This is a genomic window from Pseudomonas kribbensis, assembly GCF_003352185.1.
Taxonomy (GTDB): domain Bacteria; phylum Pseudomonadota; class Gammaproteobacteria; order Pseudomonadales; family Pseudomonadaceae; genus Aquipseudomonas; species Aquipseudomonas kribbensis.
In genome coordinates this window covers 5,824,400-5,841,929 of the sequence record NZ_CP029608.1, presented here as the reverse complement: position 1 = coordinate 5,841,929, position 17,530 = coordinate 5,824,400, and the positions used below count along the sequence as shown (strand labels likewise).

Sequence of the window (17,530 nt, the reverse complement as noted above, 5' to 3'; positions counted from 1 at the left end):
CTCGAAAGTTCTGGACGAACAGCGATTAATGTTCGATGTGTTCGTCGGGATGTTCATCGGGACGTTTGACGCGCCGCCCGTCCTCTTTCGAAAGTTGCGAGAAGATGGTCGCCGCCAGCATCGCCATGACACCCACGGTCACGAACGTCAGCTGGAACGCGCCCAGCACGGTTTCAACGCCATCATTGCCGATTTCCGCCGTGAAACCACCGAGCAAGGCACCGGCGCAGGCTACCCCGAGGCTCAGCGACAACTGCGCAACCACCGACAGCAGACTGTTGCCGCTGCTGGCGCTGGCGTCGTCGAGATCGATCAGAGTTACGGTGTTCATCGCGGTGAACTGCAGCGAGTTGATCGCGCCGAGAATCGCCAGCAGGCACAACAACAGCCAATACGGTGTCTGCTCGCTGACCAGGCCCATGCTCGCCAGCATGATCCCCAGCGCCAGCGTGTTGCCGGTGAGCACGATGCGATAGCCGAGACGTTCGATCAGCGGCCGCGCCATCCACTTGGCAAACATCGCTGCGGCGGCCAGCGGCAGCATGCTCATCCCGGCCTGCGACGGTGAATAACCCAGCGCCACTTGCAGCAGCAACGGCACCAGAAACGGCAACGCGCCGCTGCCCAGACGGGCGAACAGGTTACCGATGATCCCCACTGCAAACGTCCGGGTCTTGAACAGCGAAGGCGCGAACAGCGGATTCTCGACACGTCCGGCGCGCAGCCAGTACGCCGCCAGACAGGCCATGCCACCGAACAGCAGCAACATCACCCGCAGGTGCGGCAGATGCAATTCGCCAAGGCCTTCCATGGCGATGGTGATCAGAATCATCGCCGCGCCGAACAGCAGGAAACCGAGGCTATCGAAGCGTGTGCGCTCGGTGCCGCGCAGGTCGGGAATGAACTTCCACACCGCATAGCAGCCGATGACGCCGACCGGCAGGTTGATCAGAAAGATCCAGTGCCACGTCAGGTACTGCACCATCCAGCCGCCCATGGTCGGGCCGATCAGAGGCCCGAGCAGGCCGGGAATGGTGATGAAACCCATGATCCGCACCAGCTCCGAACGCGGGTACGCGCGCAGTACCACCAATCGCCCGACCGGCAGCATCAGTGCACCGCCGAGGCCCTGAATCACCCGGGCGCCGACCAGCATGGTCAGGCTGCTCGACAGGGCGCAGAGCAGCGAGCCGATGCTGAACAGCAGGATTGCGCCGAAAAAGATCTTCTTGGTGCCGAAGCGGTCGGCGATCCAGCCCGAGGCCGGAATCAGCAACGCCACGGTGAGCATGTAGGCGATGACCACACCTTGCATGCGCAGCGGGTCTTCGGCCAGATCCCTGGCCATGGCCGGCAGCGCGGTGTTGAGGATGGTCCCGTCGAGGGACTGCATGAAGAAAGCGATGGCGACGACCCACGGCAACCAGCGGGCGGTGATGGCGTCGAGAGGCGGGCGGTTGGGCATGGAACCTCTGGTGATGGGTGCAGTAAGTCCGGGGTGACTTCATCGCGAGCAGGCTCGCTCCCACATGGACTGCGCGAACCTGTGGGAGCGAGCCTGCTCGCGATGCTTTTACAAGGTCAAGGTCAATCGGCTCACCAGCGCCCCCGGCAGCAATGCCGACGAGGTATTGCGCTGACTGTAGGTGCTTGCCGACAGCAGCAACTCACGCTCGGCAGTCAATGCTTCCAGCTGCGAACCCAGCAGGCTGTAGGCACTGTCGTCGAAACGCATGGTGCTGACCGGCGCCTGAATCTCGCCGTTCTCGACCCAGAACGTGGCAAACCGGGTCATGCCGGTCAGGCGCGCCGCCGGTTGATCCGAGAAGTTCAGGTACCACAGGTTGCTGATATACAGCCCGGTGCCCAGTTGCTTGAGGATTTCGGTCTGCGGCAGATCACCGGCGCCCATGTTCAGCGCGCTCGGTGATTCGCCACCGCCGGCACCGTTGGCCGTCAGGCCGTATTCGGCAGCACTGCGCGATCCCACCAGTTGCTCGCCGGCCTTGCCTTCGATGATCAACCGCAGATCGCTGCGCGGGTAGCCTTCGCCGGAAAACGCCGGGCTCAGCGAGCCGCTGACTTTTTCGTCGAGGGACACCAGTGGACTGAACGTCTGATCGCCGGCATACAGTTTCTGCAACGGGCTGCTCTTGCTGGCAATCGACTGCGCCGAGAAACCGCCCCAGCACAACATGCCCATGATTTCTTCCAGGGCTGCCGGTGCCAGATAGGCGCGGTATTGTCCCGGTGGCAGGGTGCGCAACGGACGACCGAGAAACTCAAGCTGCTCGCGGGCCTGCTGGAAACGCTTGGCGAAACCTTCGCTGCTCCACTCGTGTCCGGCATAGCTGGCTTTCACCGCTTCGCCGTTCTCGTGGAACAGGCTGAAGTCGAAGTTGAAACTGTTGGCCTGATGCCAGCCGAATGCCCCCGAGGAACTGGCGAAACCACGGCTGATGGGACCGGCGGCATAGAAACCGACCAGATCCAGCCCTTCGGCCGCCTCGGCGATTTCAGCGACCACCTGCTCGGTGTCCGGCAGCGGATGTTCCTGCACATTCTGGCTCTGCCAGCCGTTGTGGTTGAGCAGCAGGTACGGATCCTGCGGGAGCAGCGGCAGGGTTTCGCGCAGTTGTTGCAGGCCTTCGGCGAGGCGTTGCAGGTCAGTCGATTGCTCGCCGGACAGGGTGATGTGCAGGTCGGCATGGCGGCCATCGTCGATCAGTTTCAGACCGATACCGGCTTGTTGCACTTGCCCGGCCTGACGCACCTTGGCGTGGTTGAAGCGCACGAAGGCCGACGATTCGGCGTCGTAACTCAGCGTGAACTGTTCCGGCTCGCGCACGGCATCGCGCAGCCAGTTGACCAGCACCTTGAAGGCCTCGACCTGGCTCTTGGAAATACTCATCAGGCGTCTCCCCCAAACACATCAACATTGCTGAACACGCAGGCCGGCGAAGCGTGGCCGACGCGGATCACCTGGTTCGGTTCGCCCTTGCCGCAGTTCGGCGTGCCCAGCACTTTGGTGGTGCCGGCGTTGCCGACCGCGCGCAGGCTCTTCCAGAAGTGCGCGGAAATGCCCCGGTAGTTGGGGTTTTTCACCACGCCTTTGAGTTCGCCGTTTTCAATCAACTGGCCCCATTCGCAGCCGAACTGGAATTTGTTCCGCGCGTCGTCGATCGACCACGAACGGTTGGTGCTCATCAGGATGCCGTTTTCGATGCCGCCGATCAGTTGCTCCAGCGACTGGTCGCCCGGCTCGATGTTGAGGTTGGCCATGCGGTCGATCGGCGGTCGGTTCCAGCCGCAGGCGCGGCTGTTGGCGACACCGTCCAGGCCCGCGCGGAACTGCGACAGCGCACCGCCCAGCGGCCGGACCAACAGACCTTCGCGAATCAGGAATTGCTTGCTGGCCCTGGAGCCGTCGTCATCGTGGCCGTAGCTTGCCAGCTCTTCGGGAATGTCCGGATCGAAGGTCACGTTGAGCAGCTTCGAGCCGTATTGCAGGCTGCCGAAGTCCGAGGCTTTGACGAAACTGGTGCCGGCGTAATTGCGCTCGTCGCCGAGAATCCGGTCCAGCTCCAGCGGGTGACCGATGGATTCGTGGATCTGCAGCATCATCTGATCCGGCATCAGCAGCAGGTCGCGTGGGCCTTGCGGGGTGTTCGGCGCGAGCAGCAGTTGCAGCGCCTGATCGGCGACTTGCGGACCGGCACCGATCAAGCCGCAGCGGCTGATCACGTCGGCGCCGCCCTGCTGGCCGAAGTTCTCACGACCGAGGCTGCGGGTCTGACTGTCGTTGCCATCGTAAGCGGTGACGTCCAGGCCTGGATAAACGAAGCGCTGGGCCTGGCGCAATTCGGCCCCGGCGCTGCTCAGGTAGATCTGTTCGACGTGGGTGATGCCGATGCTCACTTCCCAATTCACCAGGCGCTCATCCTTTGGCACCGAGGCGGATTCCGCGCCGAGCAGCTCGAAGCATTCGCTCAGGGACGGGAAGGGTTGTTCGAGATTGGGTGAAAAGTAATCGGCACGGTCGCTGGAAACCGGCTGCTGGCTCAGGTCGAGCAGGGCGTGGGGCTTGATCCGCCGGGCTTGCTGTTCGGCGCGCTCGAGAGCGGCTTGCAGGCCTTGTTGCGACAGGTCATTGGTCGCGGCGTAGGCTTCGACGCCGTTGACGCGAACGGTGAGCATCGCGCCTTCGTCGCGGCTCAGGCTCGGCGGTTCGGCGACGTTCTTGCGCACCGACAGGTACTGGCCGGACTCGCGTACATACCGCAGGGAAAAAAACTCGGCGCCCGTGCGCAAGGCAGCGAAGCGCTGCTTGAGCTGGGGGTGGAAATCGAACATCAGGGAACCTCCTTGTTATGGGAGAAGCGGCGAAGCGGATTCGGCGGGGAGGGGTGAAATGATTGCGCGAGGACTAGAGTAGGCCTGCGTCGGGGTAGGATCAAGTGAAGAGGGGGTGTAGGGGGATTTACTTGAAGCAGAGGGATTTGTGCTGAATGTGAGGGCCCCATCGTCGGAACGCCGCCCGGAGCAAGCTCGCTCCCACAGTTGAAATGCATTCCAAATGTGGGAGCGAGCCTGCTCGCGATTAGCCTTGATGCGGTGTAGCCGAGTTACTGAGCAACAGCACTCACATCACGCAGTGCCTTGCCTTTCACCGGCGCATCGCCAGCGACGTAGTACGGCGCCTTGCTGCGTGGCAGTGGCTGACGGCCACGGATCTTATCGGCGATTTTCTCGGCCATCATGATCGTCGGCGCGTTCAGGTTGCCGGTGGTGATGATCGGCATGATCGAGGCATCGACCACACGCAGACCCTGCATGCCATGCACGCGGCCCTGGCCGTCCACGACCGCCATCTCGTCGGTGCCCATCTTGCACGAGCAGGACGGGTGGAACGCGGTTTCGGCGTGCTCGCGGATGAACTTGTCCAGCTGCTCATCGGTTTGCACTTCGATGCCCGGGCTGATTTCGCGGCCACGGAAAGCGTCCAGTGCAGGCTGTTGCATGATTTCACGGGTCAGGCGGATGCCGTCGCGGAATTCCTGCCAGTCCTGCTCGGTGGCCATGTAGTTGAACAGGATGCTCGGGTGCTGGCGCGGATCCTTGGATTTGACCTGGATGCGACCACGGCTCGGCGAACGCATGGAACCCATGTGCGCCTGGAAACCGTGCTCTTTCACACCGTTGCTGCCGTTGTAGTTAATCGCTACCGGCAGGAAGTGGTACTGGATGTTCGGCCATTCGAATTCCGGACGGGTGCGGATGAAACCACCGGCTTCGAACTGGTTGCTGGCGCCGATGCCGGTGCCGTTGAACAGCCACTCGGCACCGATGGCCGGCTGGTTGTACCAGAGCAGCGACGGGTACAGCGAGACTGGTTGGGTGCAGGCGAATTGCAGGTACAGCTCGAGGTGATCCTGCAGGTTTTCGCCGACGCCCGGCAGATCGTGAACGACCGGGATGTCGAGGCTTTCCAGCAGTTTCGCCGGGCCGACGCCGGAGCGTTGCAGCAGTTGCGGCGAAGCGATCGCGCCGGAGCAGACGATGACTTCTTTGCGGGCGCGGGCTTCAACGCGCTCTTCGGCAGCGCCGACCAGGTAACGCACGCCGATGGCGCGTTTGCCTTCGAACAGAACCTTGTCTGTCAGGGCGTGAGTGACGATGGTCAGGGTCGAACGCTTCTTGGCCACGTCCAGGTAACCACGGGCGGTGGAAGCACGACGGCCTTTCGGCGTCACGGTGCGGTCCATCGGGCCGAAGCCTTCCTGCTGGTAGCCGTTCAAGTCTTCGGTGCGCGGGTAACCGGCCTGCACGCCGGCTTCAACCATGGCGTGGAACAGCGGGTTGTTGCCAGCCTTCGGCGTGGTCACGCTGACCGGGCCTTCGCCACCGTGGTAGTCGTTCGGGCCGATGTCGCGAGTTTCCGCTTTACGGAAGTACGGCAGGCAGTCGAGGTAAGTCCAGTCTTCCAGGCCTGGCAGTTTTGCCCAGCCGTCGTAGTCCATCGCGTTGCCACGGATGTAGCACATGCCGTTGATCAGCGAGGAACCGCCGAGGCCCTTGCCGCGGCCGCATTCCATGCGACGACCGTCCATGTACGGTTCCGGATCGGTTTCGTACGCCCAGTTGTAGCGACGACCCTGCAGCGGGAAGGCCAGTGCGGCCGGCATTTGCGTGCGGAAGTCCATGCGATAGTCCGGGCCGCCCGCTTCGAGCAGCAGGACGGTGACGCCTTCGTCTTCAGTCAGACGGGTCGCCAGGGTGTTACCGGCAGAACCGGCACCCACAATGATGTAATCGAATTCTTGGGACATAGGTCCTCCGGGAGTTTCAAGCTGCAAGCTTCAAGCTGCAAGAGAGCAGCGAGCGGTGCTGAGATAGAGCGGCAAGCTTCAAGCTGCTTTTACTTGCAGCTTGCCGCTTGCCGCTTGTCGCTGGATCAGCTGATCAAAATACCGAAACGTACTCGCCCAGCTCGACTTGCACGGACTTGATGCGCGTGAAGTTATTGAGAGAGCTGATCCCGTTCTCACGACCAACGCCCGACTGCTTGTAACCGCCAACCGGCATTTTCGCGTCGGACTCGCCCCAGGCGTTGATCCAGCAGATACCGGCTTCCAGTTGATGAATCACGCGGTGGGCGCGGTTCAGGTCGCGGGTGACGATACCGGCGGCCAGGCCGAAGTCGGTGTCGTTGGCGCGGCGGATCACTTCTTCTTCGGTTTCGTAGGTCAGGATCGCCATTACCGGGCCGAAGATTTCTTCACGGACGATGGTCATGTCGTCGGTGCAGTCGGTGAACACGGTCGGTGCCACGAACGCGCCTTTGGCAAATTCGCCGTCGGTCAGACGGTCGCCGCCGCACAGAACGCGGGCGCCTTCTTCTTTACCCTTGGCGATGTAGCCCAGCACGTTTTCCATGTGCGCGAAGCTGACCAGCGGGCCGAAGTTGGTGTTTTCGTCTTCCGGGTTGCCAACGCGGATGCGCGCAACGCGCTCGACGATCTTGGCTTCGAAAGCGGCTTTCAGGTGGCTCGGCACGAACACGCGAGTGCCGTTGGTGCAGACCTGACCGGAGCTGTAGAAGTTGGCCATCATGGCGGTGTCGGCGGCGCGATCCAGGTCGGCGTCGTCGCAGATGATCAGCGGGGACTTGCCGCCCAGTTCCATGGTCACGTCTTTGAGCGACGAAGCCGAAGCGCTGGCCATTACCTTCTTGCCGGTGTCGGTGCCGCCGGTGAAGGAGATTTTCTCGATGCGCGGGTGCTCGGTCAGCCAGGTGCCGACTTCACGGCCGCTGCCGGTCAGGACGTTGAACACGCCATTCGGAACGCCGGCTTCGGTGTAGATCTCGGCCAGTTTCAGGGTGGTCAGCGAGGTGACTTCGCTTGGCTTGAAGATCATCGCGTTACCGGCCGCCAGAGCTGGAGCGGATTTCCACAGGGCGATCTGGATCGGGTAGTTCCACGCGCCGATACCGGCAACCACGCCCAGCGGCTCGCGACGGGTGTAGACGAATGCGGTGTCACGCAGCGGAATCTGCTCGCCTTCGATGGCGGGTACCAGGCCTGCGTAGTATTCCAGCACGTCGGCGCCGGTGACGATGTCGACGTATTTTGTTTCGGAGAATGCTTTACCGGTGTCCAGGGTTTCCAGGGCAGCCAGTTCATCGTTGCGCTCGCGCAGGATGTCGACGGCGCGACGCAGGATGCGCGAACGCTCCATGGCGGTCATCGCGGCCCAGATTTTCTGGCCCTTTTCGGCGCTGACGACAGCGCGCTCGACGTCTTCCTTGGTCGCACGTTGCACTTGTGCGAGGACTTCACCGTTAGCCGGGTTGATGGCTTCGAAGGTGGCATCGCTGCCGGCGTCGGAGTACGCGCCATCGATGTAGAGTTTTTGCAGTTCGAAACGGGCCATAGTGTCCTCGCAAGTGCATAAGTGGTTGGCGTTGACCACCGCGATCAGGCTGCGGTGGCGTTCAGGGGCCGAGCGTTTTCTGTGTGCTCTAGCTCACCTTCTTGGCCAATTGGAAATCCATGTATTCGTAAGCGATCTGTTGCGCCTGCGCAGTGTCGAAAGCGTCTCCCGACAGCGCGCCGCGCAACCACAAGCCGTCAATCAGAGCTGCCAGTCCACGGGCGGCGGTGCGCGCATCTTCGAGCGGCAACACACGGCGGAACTCGCAGCACAGGTTGGAATACAGACGGTGATCGTTGATCCGCTGCAACCTGTGCAAAGACGGCTGGTGCATGCTGGTGGCCCAGAAGGCCAGCCAGGTTTTCATTGCCGGGCCATTGACCTGGCTGGCGTCGAAGTTGCCTTCGATGATCACCTGCAGATGCGCCCGGGGGCTGCTGTCTGCCAGCGCCTGACGGCGCGCGGTGACGTTCTCGCTGAGGACGCTCATCAGATACCGCATCGTGGCGGCAATCAGGCCGTTTTTGTCCTGAAAATAGTGACTGATGATGCCATTCGAGACACCGGCCAGACGGGCGATCAGCGCAATGCTGGCGTCCCCCATTCCGACCTGATCGACGGCCTGCAAAGTGGCTTCGATCAGTTGTTGGCGGCGGATGGGTTGCATACCGACCTTGGGCATCTTGCACATCTCCTTAGGCCTTCCGACGGGCGATAAACGCCGATCGGATTGAGGGCCAGTCTATTTTGTTTTGATTGAACGTTCAATCAACAAAGAATAAGATCTGCGACAAATCGTCGCTGCCTACAGATTTTTCCTACTAGTAAGTGGCGATAAACCGACATCCGAAAATGCTCGAAACCTGCGCGGGGCAAGGCGCGGTTCGACGTTCGATGGACGTGTTGAATGGGCAAGACGCTCGAGGCCAGGTTTCGGATGAATGTCCGGACCTCGGCCACGACGGCGATTCGCGGTGCCATCTCTGCAGGTTCGGGCTTTTTTCGGGGTGTCTTTATATCACCCGCCGGTCGGCTGCCAACTAACCGATTGGTCGGGTTCCGTGTTGCCTTGTGTTCTTCTCTCGCACTGCCTGGAGCATTTGTGCCATGAGTTCTGCCTCGCTTATAAAGACCCCGCCCGAGAAGGTGACGGTCAACGGTTGGGTGTTCTACACCTCTACCGTGCTGATTCTGTTGTTGACCGCCATTCTGATCATCGCCCCGCAAGAGGCCGGCAGAATGTTGGGAGTGGCTCAGGCCTGGTTGTCCCGCAGCTTCGGCTGGTACTACATGGTGGTGATCGCCGCTTACCTGGTTTTCGTGGTGGGCCTGGCGTTTTCCTCCTACGGCAAACTCAAACTGGGTAGCAAGGACGACACCCCTGATTTCAGCTACGGCGCCTGGGCGGGGATGCTGTTCTCGTCGGGTATCGGTATTTCGCTGCTGTACTTCGGCGCGTCCGAGCCGCTGGATCACTACTTCAATCCGCCGGAAGGCGCATCGGCCACCAACCTGGCGGCACGTCAGGCTGTCCAGCTGACTTTCCTGCACTGGGGCCTGCACGGCTGGGCGATCTACGCACTGGTCGGTCTGGCCGTGGCCTATTTCGCTTACCGCCACAACCAGCCGCTGGCACTGCGTTCGGCGCTGTACCCGCTGGTGGGCGAGCGTTGGGTCAAGGGCGCTGCCGGTCATGCGGTAGACGGCTTCGGCATGTTCGTGACCCTGCTGGGTCTGGTGACCAACCTGGGGATCGGTTCGCTGCAAGTGTCCTCGGGCCTGGAAAACCTGTTCGGCATGGAGCACAGCAACACCAACCTGCTGATCGTGATCATCGTGATGAGCACCGTGGCGACCATCGCTGCCGTGTCCGGCGTGGAAAACGGCATCCGTCGTCTGTCCAACCTCAACATCATCCTGTTCAGCGGCCTGCTGATTTTTGTCCTGCTGTTCGGCCCGACCCTGCACCTGCTCAACGGCTTCGTGCAGAACATCGGCGACTACCTCAACGGCGTGGTCATGAAGACCTTCGACCTGTACGTCTATGAAGGCGACAGTGCCAAGTCCGACCGCTGGCTGGGCCTGTGGACTCTGTTCTACTGGGCATGGTGGATTTCCTGGGCGCCATTCGTAGGCATGTTCATCGCGCGTATTTCCCGTGGCCGTACCGTGCGTGAACTGGTGGCCGGCGTGCTGCTGATTCCGCTGGGCTTCACCCTGGCGTGGCTGTCGATCTTCGGTAACTCGGCACTGGACCTGGTGATGAACCACGGTGCGGTGGAACTCGGCAAGACGGCGCTGGAACAGCCGTCGATGGCGATCTATCAGTTGCTGGAACACTACCCGGCGTCGAAAGTCGTCATCGGTGTGTCGATCTTCGTAGGTTTCGTGCTGTTCCTGACCCCGGCCGACTCCGGCGCGGTAATGATGGCCAACCTTTCCTGCAAGGGCGGCACCGTTGATGAAGACGCGCCGCACTGGTTGCGGATCTTCTGGTCGGTCGTGATCACCCTGGTGACCATCGGCCTGCTGTTCGCCGGTAACTTCGAAGCCATGCAAACCATGGTGGTGCTGGCCGGTCTGCCGTTCTCGGTGGTGCTGGTGTGCTTCATGTTCGGCCTGCACAAGGCGATGCGCCAGGACATGCAGATCGAACAGGAGCAGGCGCAACTGGCTGAGCGCGGTCGTCGTGGTTTCAGCGAGCGTCTGACTCAACTGGACCTGCAACCGAGCCAGTCGGTGGTGCAGCGCTTCATGGATAAACACGTCACCCCGGCGCTGGACGATGCGGCTGCACAGCTGCGTGCCCAAGGTCTGGAAGTGCAGACGCTGCTGGGGAAATCCAAGCGTTGCATGGGCGTGCGGGTCGAGATGGAAGAGGGCAACCCTTTTGTCTACGAAGTGAGCCTGGACGGCTACCTGGCGACCCCGACCGAATCGGCCCAGTCCGATGAAGCACGCCAGCGTTACTACCGCGCCGAGGTGTATCTGCACAACGGCAGCCAGGATTACGACCTGATGGGCTTCACGCAGGATCAGATCACTCGCGATGTGCTCGATCAGTTTGAAAGCCATCGGCAGCTCCTTGGCCGGGTGTACAGCTAAAAACGATTGTTCATTCCCACGTTCTGCGTGGGAATGATGAAAACAAAAACGCCGCGATCCTCTCGCGGCGTTTTTGTGTCTGCTCTCTTTACCCCAGGTTCTTCCCGAGCAGCGCGTGATACAGCTCGCTGTCCCCGAGAATCCCCACCACATGGTTATTGTCGTGCAGCACCAGTTTGTTGCCGGTCTGGTAACGAATCTGCAACGCGTCACGCATGCCGATGTTCGAGTCCACCAGCGTCGGACGACGATCCAGACCTTCCACCGCTTGCCCCGGCACCCAGTTCTGCAAGTCGAGTACCGAACCGTTCTTGCGTGCACCCTTGATGGTGTTGCCTTCGGCCAGGTCCAGCCATGAGTCGCCGCCTGGATCGAGGCACACAGAACCGTTGATGCGTTTGCAGTTGTCCAGGGTGCGCATCAGGCTGCGACCACAGAGCACGTTGAGCGGATTGGTGTGGGCGACGAAGGTGCGCACGTAGTCGTCCGCAGGGTTGAGCACGATTTCTTCCGGCACGCTGTACTGGATGATCCGGCCGTCTTTCATGATCGCGATGCGGCTGCCCAGTTTGAGCGCCTCGTCGAGGTCGTGGCTCACGAACACGATGGTCTTGCTCAGCTTGCGTTGCAGTTCCAGCAATTCGTCCTGCAGGCCCTGGCGGATCAGCGGGTCGAGGGCCGAAAACGGTTCGTCCATCAGCAGAATGTCGGCGTCCATCGCCAGTGCGCGGGCCAGGCCCACACGCTGCTGCATGCCGCCGGACAGTTCGTTGGGTTTCTTGTTGCGCCACTGGGTCAGACCCACCAGCTCAAGTTTGTCATCCACCAGCTTGCGCCGTTCTTTCTCGGGACGGCCCTGCATTTCCAGACCGAAGCTGATGTTCTCGCGCACGGTCAGCCAAGGCATCAGAGCGAATTTCTGGAACACCATGGCAATGCGCTTGGTGCGCATCATCTTCAGTTCGGCCGGGCTGCAGGACGCGATGTCGATCTGTTTGCCTTCGTGCTCGACGAACAGCTTGCCGCGGCTCACGGTGTTGAGGCCGTTGATGCAGCGCAACAGGCTGGACTTGCCGGAGCCGGACAAACCCATCAATACACAGATTTCGCCTTTCTCGATGTCCAGGCTGGCTTTTTCAACGCCGACAATCTGCCCGGTCTTTTTCAGGATCTCGTTACGGGTCATGCCCTGATCCAGCAGCTTGAGCGCCTCGCGTGGATCCTTGGCGAAGATAACGTCTACGTTGTCGAAGCGGATTATGCTCATGCGTCACCCCCTACTTTGGCGTCGGGTTGTTTGCAGATACGGTCGAGCATGATCGCCAGCAGTACGATCGCCAGGCCCGCTTCGAAGCCCAGGGCGATATCAGCAGTGTTCAGTGCGTTGACCACCGGTTTGCCGAGTCCGTCGGCGCCCACCAGTGCCGCGATCACCACCATCGACAGCGACAGCATGATGCACTGGGTGATGCCGGCTGCGATGCTCGGCATGGCGTGGGGCAGTTCAATCCGTGAAAGCAGTTGGCGACGCGAGCAGCCGAAGGCCTTGCCGGCGTCCATCAGTTCTTCCGGGACATCGCGGATGCCCAGGTAGGTCAGGCGGATCGGCGCAGCGATGGCGAACACCACCGTGGAGATCAGGCCCGGGACCACGCCCAGCCCGAAGAGGGTCAGGGTAGGAATGAGGTAAACGAAGGTCGGTACGGTCTGCATCAGATCGAGCACCGGCCTCATCAAAGTGTAGAACATCGGTTTGTGCGCGGCGACGATGCCCAGCGGCACGCCGATGACCACGCAGACCAGGGTCGCGAACATGACCTGGGCGAGGGTTTCCATGGTTTCCTGCCAGTACCCCAGGTTGAGGATCAGCAGAAAGGAGGCGATCACGAAGGCGGTGAGGCCCCATTTGCGTTGAATGAAGTGCGCCAGCAGAGCGATGAGGCCGATCAACACCAGCGGGTTGAACCAGGTCAGCGCAAACGTCACGCCGTGGATCATCGTTTCCAGGGTCACGGCGATTGCGTCGAAGGTGCTGGCGCCGTGTTGCGTCAACCATTCAACGAAGCCCGCGATGTACTGGCCTAAAGGGATTTTCTGATCAATCAGCATGGTAGTGAACGTCCGCATGCAAGGAAATAACAGCCCGGGCGGGACTGGCCCGCCCGGCATAAGCGATTACTGAGCAAGTTTGGCTTTCACGGCCTCCAGGCCAGGTTTACCGTCAATGGTGGTCACGCCAGCGAGCCAGGTATCGAGCACCTGTGGATTCTTTTTCAGCCAGGCCTTGGCGGCCGCTTCAGGCTTCATCTTGTCGTCGAGGATGTTGCCCATCAGGGTGCTTTCCATGTCGACGGTGAACTCCAGATTCTTCAGCAACTGACCGACGTTGCTGCATTCCTCGACATAGCCCTTGCGGGTGTTGGTCGCGACAGTAGCGGCGCCGAAATCCGGGCCGAAGAAGTCGTCGCCGCCGGTCAGGTATTGAATCTTGAAGCGCTTGTTCATCGGGTGCGGCGCCCAGCCGAGGAACACCACGGCGGTGTCGCGCTTCTGCGCACGGTCGACCTGCGAGAGCATGCCCGCCTCGGACGATTCGACGACCTTGAAGCCGGCGTCTTTCAGTCCGAAGGCGTTCTTGTCGATCATGCTCTGGATCAGGCGGTTGCCGTCGTTGCCAGGCTCGATGCCGTAGATCTTGCCGTCGAGCTCTTTCTTGAATTTGGCGATGTCGGCGAAGTCATGCAGGCCCTTGTCGTACAGCGCCTGCGGTACGGCGAGGGTGTATTTGGCGCCCTTGAGGTTGGTGCGCACCACTTCCACGGTGCCGGCGTCACGGTAGGCCTTGATGTCGTTTTCCATGGTCGGCATCCAGTTGCCGAGGAACACGTCCATGTTCTTGCCGTCGGCCAGCGACTTGTAGGTCACGGGCACGGAGATCATGGTGGTCTTGGTCTTGTAGCCGAGGGCGTCGAGCACCACGCTGGTGGTCGCGGTTGTTGCGGTGATGTCGGTCCAGCCGACATCGGAGAAGTTAACGGTACTGCACTGCGCCGGTTCTGCGGCTTGAGCCAGTAACGGCAGACTCAGCATGGCGGCCAACAACAACGACGGGGAACCTTTCATGGATGGACTCCTTGGTGTTTTTTTTGGCAGTGTTCCGACTGGACCACCGCACTTATAGGTTGCGGTTGGATGGCGTTCTGGAGACAGCACTGTCACGGCGCCTTGCAATCGAGTCGATACGATCATGTACCAGTGAAAATCTGACGCCTACAGGGTGCGTCGTATCCAGTACAGGGATGGTCGCATCCAGTGTCAGTGACGTCGTTTACAGCTTTTTTCAGCCCTGTTTGGCCATCTGAACCGCATAAAAACGGCGAAAACACGGGCGAAAACCGGCACGGCGTTCGTGGGCATGAGTGCGTCGGTGTCAGACGCCGTGCGACCCGGGAAAAGCCTGATGATGCGGGCATTCCGGCGGATCGCAGCTTGAGCGTAGCAGCTCCGCCAGCGGGCGCTTCACGCCCCGGACCGGCACTCTCAGGAGCTCTGCATCAATGGCTATCAGCGTTTTCGACCTGTTCAAAATCGGCATTGGTCCCTCCAGTTCTCACACCGTCGGGCCGATGCGCGCCGCGGCGCTGTTCGTCGAGTCGCTGCGCGACAGATTCCTGCTGGAGCAGGTTCGGCGGATCGAAGTGCAACTGTTCGGTTCGCTGTCGGCCACCGGCGTCGGTCACGGCAGCGACAATGCGGTGATCATGGGCCTGATGGGCGAGTGGCCGGATGCGATCGACCCGTCGCAGATCGGCCCGCGGATCCAGGCCTTGCGCGAAACCCACACCCTTTTACTGGATGGTCGTTTGTCGGTGCCTTTTATATGGGCTCGCGACATGCGTCTGATCGACGAGAACCTGCCGTTCCATCCCAACGCCATGACCCTGGTTGCCGAAGGCGATCACGGCGAGATTCATCGCGACACCTACTATTCGGTCGGCGGCGGTTTTGTCGTCGATGAAGCGCAGGCGTCCAGCGGTGTGGTGGACCTGGATCGCACCGAATTGCCCTATGACTTCTCCAGCGCCGTCGAGCTGCTGGAGCTGTGCAAGCAGAACAATCTGCGCGTGGCCGAACTGATGATGGCCAACGAGAAAGTCTGGCGCAGCGAAGAGGAAATCCGCGCCGGGCTGATGAAGCTCTGGCGGGCGATGCAGGATTGTGTCGAGCAGGGCCTCAAGCACGAAGGCATCCTGCCGGGCGGCCTCAATGTGCGTCGGCGTGCGGCCAAGTTGCACCGCAGTCTTCAGGAATTGAACAAGCCCAACGTGATCGGCTCGACCCTCAGCGCCATGGAGTGGGTCAATCTGTTCGCCCTGGCGGTGAACGAAGAGAACGCGGCCGGCGGGCGCATGGTCACGGCGCCGACCAACGGCGCGGCCGGGATCATTCCGGCGGTGCTGCACTACTTCATGAAATTCAGCGAGGCGGTGACCGACGCCAACGTGGTCGATTATTTCCTCGGCGCGGCAGCGGTGGGGATTCTGTGCAAGAAGAACGCTTCGATCTCCGGTGCCGAAGTCGGCTGTCAGGGTGAGGTCGGTTCGGCCTGTGCAATGGCGGCGGCGGGGCTGGCGGAAGTGCTCGGCGCCACGCCGGAGCAGTTGTGCAACGCGGCGGAAATTGGCCTGGAGCATAACCTCGGTCTGACCTGCGATCCGGTGGGCGGTCTGGTCCAGGTGCCGTGCATCGAGCGCAACGCGATTGCGGCGGTGAAAGCGATCAACGCGGCGCAGATGGCCTTGCGCGGCGATGGTCAGCACTTTATTTCGCTGGACCGGGTGATCCGCACCATGCGCGATACCGGCGCCGACATGCATGACAAATATAAGGAAACTTCACGGGGTGGATTGGCGGTCAGCGCGGTCGAGTGCTGATACGCCGACAGCGCCAGACCAGTCAAAACTGCGCACCAAGTGAGCATCGACAATAAAACGCGCCACCTTTTGGCGCGTCGCAATCAGATAAGAGTGTTTCCCACCCGCATGGCCGGATTCGCGCCGGCTACCGTCCGTCATCCGTGCCAGCGGTGACACTGTAGGACAATCCCCCGCAGCCCTGTTCCCACAAGTGCTACCGATCTGCTCACGCACGCCGGGGCAGGGCTTTCACCGCCGCTGATGGCACTTCGAACAACCTTTCGTCGGACGGCTTGTATAGACGCGTCGCGACGTCGTTTTCAGGAGTTATTGAACAGCCATTCAATTTTAGGCATGGCAATTGCTCTGTCATAACAAAGCCCCGTCTCACGCAAGAGAACGATGGCAATAACAAGAGCCTCCGCCTGAGGCCATCACCTGCTTTGTGTGAGGAGATACCGCGATGACGTCGTTCAACTCCGGGGCTCAACCCCAGAACCGTGCGCCTCAATCCATCGGCTTTCTGCTGCTGGACAATTTCACGCTGATTTCCCTGGCTTCCGCAGTCGAACCGCTGCGCATGGCCAACCAGTTGTCCGGTCGCGAGCTGTATCGCTGGACGACCCTCACCGTCGACGGTGGCCAGGTCTGGGCCAGTGACGGTCTGCAGATCACCCCCGACGCCTCCATGCACAAAGCCCCGGCCCTCGACACCATCATCGTGTGCGGCGGGATCGGCATTCAACGCACCGTTACCCGTGAACACGTCTCGTGGCTGCAAAGCCAGGCGCGCCAGTCCCGTCGCCTCGGCGCCGTGTGCACCGGCAGTTGGGCCCTGGCCTGCGCCGGCCTGCTCGACGGCTTCGATTGCAGCGTGCACTGGGAATGTCTGGCGGCAATGCAGGAAGCTTTCCCGCGCGTGGCGATGAGCACCCGTCTGTTCACCCTCGACCGCAACCGTTTCACCAGCTCCGGCGGCACCGCGCCGCTGGACATGATGCTGCACCTGATCAGCCGTGATCACGGCCGTGAACTGTCCGCCGCGATCTCCGAGATGTTCGTCTACGAGCGCATCCGCAACGAACAGGATCACCAGCGTGTGCCGCTCAAACACATGCTCGGCACCAACCAGCCGAAACTGCAGGAAATCGTCGCGCTGATGGAAGCCAACCTGGAAGAGCCGATCGACCTCGACGAACTGGCGGTGTACGTCGCCGTGTCCCGTCGCCAGCTCGAGCGCCTGTTCCAGAAATACCTGCACTGCTCGCCGTCGCGCTACTACCTCAAGCTGCGTTTGATCCGTGCCCGGCAACTGCTCAAGCAGACGCCGATGTCGATCATCGAAGTGGCGTCGGTCTGCGGGTTCGTGTCGACGCCGCACTTCTCCAAGTGCTACCGCGAATACTTTGGCATTCCGCCGCGTGACGAGCGCGTCGGCTCCAACACCACCCAGCAGGTTGCGATGCTGCCGCTGCCGCAGGCCATCGTGATGTCGCCGCTGTCCGGGCCGATGTCGGCGCTGAGCCAGGCGCGCAACGAGTCGACCTTCGCCAGCGTGCGTCTCTGAAACGAAA

General features: G+C 61.3%; 12 protein-coding genes. 3 read left to right on the top strand and 9 right to left on the bottom strand.

What is annotated here, in order from left to right; genetic code table 11:
* Nucleotides 1-25 precede the first annotated feature (25 nt).
* The 6 genes from mdtD to betI form a co-directional block, all read right to left on the bottom strand.
* Entirely contained in the window at nt 26-1,465 is a 1,440-nt protein-coding gene (mdtD, locus tag DLD99_RS26750; protein ID WP_085709132.1) for a multidrug transporter subunit MdtD, read from the bottom strand.
* A 108-nt stretch (nt 1,466-1,573) separates the two neighbouring features.
* On the bottom strand, nt 1,574-2,911 hold the full coding sequence (locus tag DLD99_RS26745) for a TldD/PmbA family protein (protein ID WP_114886010.1): 1,338 nt from the start codon (nt 2,909-2,911) through the stop codon (nt 1,574-1,576).
* Nucleotides 2,911-4,353, bottom strand: coding sequence for a TldD/PmbA family protein (locus DLD99_RS26740; RefSeq protein WP_114886009.1), 1,443 nt, complete (start codon nt 4,351-4,353; stop codon nt 2,911-2,913). Before DLD99_RS26740 ends, DLD99_RS26745 begins: the two co-directional genes overlap by 1 nt.
* Before the next feature lie 272 nt (nt 4,354-4,625).
* Nucleotides 4,626-6,329 carry a choline dehydrogenase gene (gene betA / locus DLD99_RS26735; RefSeq protein ID WP_085709135.1) on the bottom strand — a complete coding sequence of 568 codons (1,704 nt, stop codon included), beginning with the start codon at nt 6,327-6,329 and terminating at the stop codon, nt 4,626-4,628.
* Between the two features lie 133 nt (nt 6,330-6,462).
* On the bottom strand, nt 6,463-7,935 hold the full coding sequence (gene betB / locus DLD99_RS26730; RefSeq protein WP_114886007.1) for a betaine-aldehyde dehydrogenase: 1,473 nt from the start codon (nt 7,933-7,935) through the stop codon (nt 6,463-6,465).
* A gap of 88 nt (nt 7,936-8,023) precedes the next feature.
* Nucleotides 8,024-8,617, bottom strand: coding sequence for a transcriptional regulator BetI (gene betI / locus DLD99_RS26725; protein WP_085688616.1), 594 nt, complete (start codon nt 8,615-8,617; stop codon nt 8,024-8,026).
* A 482-nt stretch (nt 8,618-9,099) separates the two neighbouring features.
* Between betI and DLD99_RS26720 the strand changes: the two genes are divergently transcribed.
* A complete protein-coding gene (locus DLD99_RS26720) occupies nt 9,100-11,040 on the top strand; it encodes a BCCT family transporter (protein ID WP_244220817.1) in 1,941 nt (646 codons plus the stop codon).
* A gap of 88 nt (nt 11,041-11,128) precedes the next feature.
* On the opposite strand, the gene choV is transcribed toward DLD99_RS26720, so the two are convergent.
* From choV to DLD99_RS26705, 3 genes are all read right to left on the bottom strand, one after another.
* On the bottom strand, nt 11,129-12,307 hold the full coding sequence (gene choV, locus DLD99_RS26715; RefSeq protein WP_085709138.1) for a choline ABC transporter ATP-binding protein: 1,179 nt from the start codon (nt 12,305-12,307) through the stop codon (nt 11,129-11,131).
* Entirely contained in the window at nt 12,304-13,149 is an 846-nt protein-coding gene (gene choW / locus DLD99_RS26710) for a choline ABC transporter permease subunit (protein WP_085709139.1), read from the bottom strand. Before choW ends, choV begins: the two co-directional genes overlap by 4 nt.
* 66 nt (nt 13,150-13,215) lie before the next feature.
* Nucleotides 13,216-14,163 (bottom strand): choline ABC transporter substrate-binding protein, encoded by a 948-nt coding sequence (locus DLD99_RS26705; RefSeq protein ID WP_114886006.1) that lies wholly within the window; start codon nt 14,161-14,163, stop codon nt 13,216-13,218.
* Between the two features lie 434 nt (nt 14,164-14,597).
* Between DLD99_RS26705 and DLD99_RS26700 the strand changes: the two genes are divergently transcribed.
* Nucleotides 14,598-15,974: an L-serine ammonia-lyase gene (locus DLD99_RS26700; protein ID WP_114886004.1), complete on the top strand. Its 1,377-nt coding sequence runs from the start codon at nt 14,598-14,600 to the stop codon at nt 15,972-15,974.
* Between the two features lie 445 nt (nt 15,975-16,419).
* Nucleotides 16,420-17,523, top strand: a complete 1,104-nt coding sequence (gene gbdR / locus DLD99_RS26695) for a choline metabolism transcriptional regulator GbdR (RefSeq protein ID WP_065260190.1) — start codon at nt 16,420-16,422, stop codon at nt 17,521-17,523.
* Nucleotides 17,524-17,530: the final 7 nt, after the last annotated feature.